Origin of the sequence: Streptomyces sp. NPDC059371, from assembly GCF_042751995.1 — a bacterium.
GTDB lineage: Bacteria > Actinomycetota > Actinomycetes > Streptomycetales > Streptomycetaceae > Streptomyces.
Map to the genome: position 1 here is coordinate 3,258 of NZ_JBHYXD010000081.1, position 5,804 is coordinate 9,061.

Annotated in this window: 4 protein-coding genes; 1 reads left to right on the forward strand and 3 read right to left on the reverse strand. The window is 69.8% G+C overall.

What is annotated here, in order from left to right; translation table 11 throughout:
* Positions 1 to 118: 118 nt before the first annotated feature.
* Entirely contained in the window at positions 119 to 880 is a 762-nt protein-coding gene (locus ACFXGX_RS32340) for an ABC transporter ATP-binding protein (RefSeq protein ID WP_384798332.1), read from the forward strand.
* 128 nt (positions 881 to 1,008) lie between these two features.
* Here ACFXGX_RS32340 and ACFXGX_RS32345 read toward each other — a convergent pair whose 3' ends face one another.
* Genes ACFXGX_RS32345 through ACFXGX_RS32355 form a run of 3 tightly spaced genes read right to left on the reverse strand, consistent with a single transcriptional unit; the run spans position 1,009 to position 5,598 of the window.
* Positions 1,009 to 2,157 carry a glycosyltransferase gene (locus tag ACFXGX_RS32345; protein ID WP_384798265.1) on the reverse strand — a complete coding sequence of 383 codons (1,149 nt, stop codon included), beginning with the start codon at positions 2,155 to 2,157 and terminating at the stop codon, positions 1,009 to 1,011.
* Positions 2,154 to 5,060, reverse strand: coding sequence for a CDP-glycerol glycerophosphotransferase family protein (locus ACFXGX_RS32350; protein ID WP_384798268.1), 2,907 nt, complete (start codon positions 5,058 to 5,060; stop codon positions 2,154 to 2,156). The genes ACFXGX_RS32345 and ACFXGX_RS32350 overlap by 4 nt, the downstream gene beginning before the upstream one ends.
* A gap of 37 nt (positions 5,061 to 5,097) precedes the next feature.
* A complete protein-coding gene (locus ACFXGX_RS32355) occupies positions 5,098 to 5,598 on the reverse strand; it encodes a GtrA family protein (protein ID WP_384798271.1) in 501 nt (166 codons plus the stop codon).
* Between the last annotated feature and the right edge of the window lie 206 nt (positions 5,599 to 5,804).

Sequence of the window (5,804 nt, forward strand, 5' to 3'; positions counted from 1 at the left end):
ACATAGTTAGGCAGGGTTGTGAAGAGTTCGGGCGGTGCAAAAAACATCCGCCCCCAACCCCCCCCCCCCCCCCCCCGGGGGGGGGGGGGCCCCCCCCCCCGCGCCCCCCGCGGAGCGCATCCCGACCGTCATCGCGGACCGCGTCGACATCGTGTACCGCGTCAACGGCACCGGTGCCGGACGGGGCAGCGCCACCGCCGCGCTCAACCGCATCCTGCGCCGCAAGCAGTCCGAGAAGGCGTCGGGCGTCCGCAAGGTCCACGCGGTCAAGTGCGTCTCCTTCACCGCCTACCGCGGCGAGGCCATCGGCCTGATCGGCACCAACGGCTCCGGCAAGTCCACGCTGCTCAAGGCGGTCGCGGGCCTGCTCCCGGTGGAGAACGGCAGGATCTACACCGACGGCCAGCCCTCGCTGCTCGGCGTGAACGCGGCCCTCATGAACGACCTCACCGGCGAGCGGAACGTCTACCTCGGCGGCCTCGCCATGGGCATGTCCCGCGAGCAGGTCAAGGAGCGCTACCAGGAGATCGTCGACTTCTCCGGCATCAACGAGAAGGGCGACTTCATCACGCTGCCGATGCGGACCTACTCCTCCGGCATGGCGGCCCGGCTGCGCTTCTCCATCGCGGCGGCCAAGGACCACGACGTCCTGATGATCGACGAGGCCCTCGCGACCGGTGACCGCTCCTTCCAGAAGCGCTCCGAGGCCCGCATCCGCGAACTCCGCAAGACCGCGGGCACGGTGTTCCTGGTCAGCCACAACAACAAGTCGATCCGCGACACCTGCGACCGCGTGCTGTGGCTGGAGCGCGGCGAGCTGCGCATGGACGGGGCGACCGAGGACGTCCTCAAGGAATACGAGAAGTTCACGGGCAAGTAGGCGCACCGGGTCCGTCGGGCACGTGGCCCGCGCGGTGACCCGCGCGCAGTGACCCCCGCAGTGACCCGGGGCGGAGCCGTCGACGGCTCCGCCCCGGGCTCATTCCGCCCGTGGCTCGTTCCGCCCGTTCAGCGCTCCAGGAACACGAACAGGTCCTCCCACCCGCGGACGACCTCCTCCGTCGTGAAGCGCTGGACGTTCGCGCGCGCCGCGTCGCCCATGAAGTCCCGCAGCGCCTTGTCGGACATCAGCGTGTCGAGCCGGCGGGCCAGTTCACCGGTGTTGCCGAGGGTGGCCAGCAGGCCGTCCTCGCCGTCCCGGACGATCTCGTGGACGCCGGGCGCGCAGTCGAAGGCGGCGCAGGGCAGCCCGGCGGCCATCCCCTCCATGAGGGCGAGCGGGAAGCCCTCGCCGCGCGAGGAGAGCACGAAGACCGAGCCGCCGCGCAGCGCGCCCGGGACATCGCTCGTCCGGCCCATCCAGTCGACCGACTCGTCGAGTCCCAGCGCGGTGCACTGCTTTCTCAGGATCTCCTCGTCCTCGCCCGAGCCGTAGATCCGCAGCCGCCAGTCGGGGTGGAGCGGGGCGGCCTCGGCCCAGGCGTCGAGGAGCATGTCGATGCCCTTCTGGTCGGTCAGCCGCCCCACGCTGACGACGGCGTTCCCGGTGCGCGGCGAGGGCACCTCCGGCATGAACGGCAGGGGGTTCGGCATGAAGGACACGTTGTTCATGCCCTGCCCGATCCACAGGTCGGCGTCCTCACGGGTGAGCGCGAGCATCCGGTCGACGTCCTTGTAGTGCTTCAGAACCCGGCGGAAGCGCGAGGTCGTCCGGCAGTACTCGTAGGACTCGTGGCTCATCCCGATGACGGTCATGCCGCCGGTGTCGGCGAGTTCCACCCACTCCATGGCCCACACCTGGGTGACGATCACGACGGCACCCGGGCGCGCGGCCCGGAACAGCGCGGTCAGCTCGGCGGCCTTCTCCCGCATGCCCGCGGCCCGCTCGGCACGCAGCCTCCGCTCCGCGACGTCGAGCCGCCCCCTGAGACCGCGCGCCGGTCCGACGCTGGGCGGGTGGACGTCGTACAACGTCGTTGTGGGGTACGGGAGTTCGCCCAGTTCCTGCGGGACGGCGGGCCCGGTGACGCCCACGACGTGCACGCGGTGACCGCGTTCGGTGAAGAGCCGGGCCATCTGGTGCGACCAGCTCGTCACCCCGCCCAGTTCGTCGACGCTGTTGGAGACGAAGAAGATGTCCCGCTGCGGGCCGGTCATCCACGCCTCCAGTGCCCGAAGAACTGGTCGACGACGCCACGGGCCGCCGTCCCCTTGTCGTACTCGCCGAAGTCGGCGAGGAACTGCTCGCGCCTGGGCGCGTACTTGACGCTCTGCTCCTCCAGCGAGCCGAGGACGGTGTGCAGTTCGTCCTCGGTCCGCACCACCGGCCCCGGCGCCCGCTCCAGCAGGTCGAAGTAGGTTCCGCGGTCCTCGTGCACATACGCGTCGTAGTCGTAGGCGAAGAAGAACATCGGGCGGTCGAGGAGGGCGTAGTCGAACATCACGGACGAGTAGTCGGTGATCAGAGCGTCGGCGAGGGCGAGCAGCGGGGTCATGTCGTGGTGGGCCGTGACATCGACGATCCGGCCGCGCACGGACGGCGGGAGCACGACGTGGTTCAGATAGTGCGAGCGGACCAGCAGGACGTAGCGGTCGCCGAAGGTGTCGGCGAAGCGCTCGACGTCGAAGGGCAGCTCGAACCGCTTCTTCCCGTTGCCGCGGCTGCGGAACGTCGGGGCGTACAGGAGCACCTGGCGGTCGTCGGGGATGCCCAGTTCCGCCGCCAGCGGGCCGCGTTCGCGCCCGCCTCCGGCCGCCTCCCGCTGCCTGGCCCGCACGAGCGCGTCGTTGCGCGGGTATCCGACCCGCAGCAGGGTCCGCTCCTTCAGCCGGAACGCCCGCGCGAGGGTGCGCACGTCGTGCTCGGAGCGGATGAGGAACCGGTCGAAGCGGTCCAGCACCCTCTGCTGTTCGGCCTGCCCCTCACGGGACTTGAGTTTCCATTCGGCCTCGTCGAAGCCCATCCGCTTGAGCGCGGAGCCGTGCCACGTCTGGATGTACGTCGTGCCCGGCCGCTTGGTCAGCTTCAGCGGGTAGCTCTGGTTGTCGACCCAGAACTCGGCCTGCGCGAGCGCCCTGAGGTAGGGCAGCGACCAGCGGCGTACGAGGGTGGCGTCGTCCGGGAAGCCGGCCGGACTGTCGGTGTACGACCAGACCGGCTCGAACTGAAGCCCCTGGCGGCGCATCTCCTCGTAGATCGCCCGGGGACTGTCGCTGTACTGGCGGCCCAGATGGCTCTCGAAGACGACGAGCCCCGTGCGGACGGGCAGCCGGCTGAACACCTCGTGGTAGATACGGATCTTGGTCTCGCCGGAGGTGAGTTCCTTGCGCAGGGAACGGGCCTTGCGGTAGCCGGTCTTGGCGAGCGTGGCGGCCCGGCCGTGCACTCCGCGCCGCACGACGACGTTCGCCTTCTTGTCGGGGACCAGCCGGAAGGAGAGATGTCCGCGTGAGGAGACGACCGGTTCCATGCGGTCGGCGACGAGCCGGGTGAGCCTCGGCCGGACGGGCAACCGCCCGGTGACCAGGCCGGGTTCGGCCGCGGTGAGTCTCGTGCTGGTGCGCACGCCGTCGACGTCGAGGTGGAGCCGTACGTCCCACACGGCGTCCACGATGCCGAGCGGCCGTACGGCCAGGAGGTTCGCAGAGCCCTCCCAGGCGATGGTCTCGCCCGCGTGCCACACGTTCGCCACGGGAAAGCGGAAGGTCTGGAAGCGCACTCCGGGGCGGCGGGCGTAGAACTCCAGCTCGCCGGTGAGCCGGGCGCCCGGCGGGATCACACCGAGCGGGTTGGTGACGCGCCCGGCGAGCCGGACGGTGCCGCCGGTGCTCTCGTACGAGGTCAGCGTGTTGCGCAGGAACATCCGGTCGACCGGCTTGATGTGGTGGCCGAGGTCGGTGACGTCCAGGACATGGCGTCCGAAGGGGTCGTCGAGATGCTCGGCGCACCAGTACACGCGGCCGTCGCGCTCGACGAGCGGCGAGGAGATCTTGTCGCGGTTGGTGAGCGTGTCCACGGCCGGCAGCAGGTTGTCCCAGTCGCTCACCTGGAGGAGGTAGGCGCAGATGGCCTGGACGGGCTCGGTCTCGTCGAAGGCCGCGCGGTCGATCGACTCCAGGTACCGCCGGGCGATCGCCGCGAACTCCTCACGGAAGGCCGCGTCGCGGAAGGGCAGTTCACGCAGATGCAGGACGAGGTCGTGCTTGAGGAACTTGACGTCCTTGGCGAACTTCAACTCCAAGAGGTTGTTTTCCGCGAGGAGTTGGTCGACCCTGCGGTGGATCTCCATGCGGTGCGTGAAGTTGGCGATCTCGTCGCGCCGGTTGCTGATGGACTTCGCCTCCGCCTTGTCGGAGACCCGCCAGTCGTACACCCGGTTGGGGATGAGGGTGATGCGGCGGGCGGTGGCGTACGCCTGGGCGGAGAAGAGCAGGTCCTCGTAGTGGATGCCGACCGGGAAGCGCAGGCCCTCGTCGAGCAGGAACCGCCTGCGGTAGCACTTGTTGGTCGACAGGGTGTCGAAGACCAGCAGGTCGGGCAGTTCGGAGATCGACTCCAGGGTCCGGGTGCGCCGGTACAGCCAGGGGTACCACTTGACCTCCTTGCGCGTGCGCGAGTCGACGTGCACGCGTACGCACAGGCCGGAGACCAGGTCCGCGCCGGTGGACTCCGCGGCCTCCAGCATGTTGCGGCAGGCGTCGCGCTCCAGGACGTCGTCGCTGTCGAGGAAGACGACGTAGGTGCCGCGGGCCTCGGTGATGCCGCGGTTGCGGGGGGCACCGCAGCCGCCGCTGTTCTCGGGCAGCCGGCAGGCGCGGACCCGGCCGGGGTGCGCCGCGGCCAGACCGCGCGCCACCTCGTACGAGCCGTCGGTGCTCCGGTCGTCGACGACGATCACCTCGACGTCGTGCAGCGTCTGGTCCAGGACGGAACGCACGGCCGTGGACAGCCGGGCGGCGTCGTTGTAGACGATGACGACCACGGAGACGGCAGGTCTCCTGGGCCCGGACCCGGTGGACGCGCGGCGCTCGGCGGACGCGCGAGGTTGATCCTCGTTCATCCTATTAATCGTAGTCAGTGCAGCCCGTTTTGGAGCGCTATCGACCGTTCCTCGCGTGTTGGAACACCCACGTCCGGTACACCACGAAGCGGAACGCCGAGGCCAGGACGATCGACAGCGCCTTGGCGATGTTGGAGCCGAGCGGACCGCTCATGCCCAGACCCTGATAGCCGGCGTAGAACAGCAGGCTCTCCATGGCGACACCGAGCCCGCTGAACGCGAAGAAGAGAACGATCTGGCGCCGGGTGCGCGAGGCCCGGTCCCGGTAGGCGAAGTGGCGGAAGCCGAGGTAGTTCGTCCCCATGGCGACACAGCTCGCGACCACCGTGGCGACCATCGGGGCCCACCGCAGGCCGTGCAGCGCCAGATTGAAGAAGAGGATGTTGACGACCACCCCGCTGCCGCCGACGACGGCGAACCGGGCGACCTCCAGAACGAGGCGGCGGGCCCTCGGGACACTCGGGACGGAGCGGGGGCGGACGACGGGGGCGGGCAGGGTGGCGACGCGAGCCCGGCCCTCGGAGAGATGCACTGTCACGGGTCCGGATCCTCCACAGGTCTGTCCGTCGGTCGAGCCCACCCTAAGCTAAATGTCCTATTTACCAGGTATAGGTAAATCGCGAGCCGGAGTTTCTTCGGAGAATCACCAGAGGCCGGCAAGAAGGCAGGCGCGCGTCCTCCCCCGCGCGCGAAAACGGGGGCGGGCCCCGCGCCTGGGCTGGGGGGGGGGGGCGCGCGCGCGGC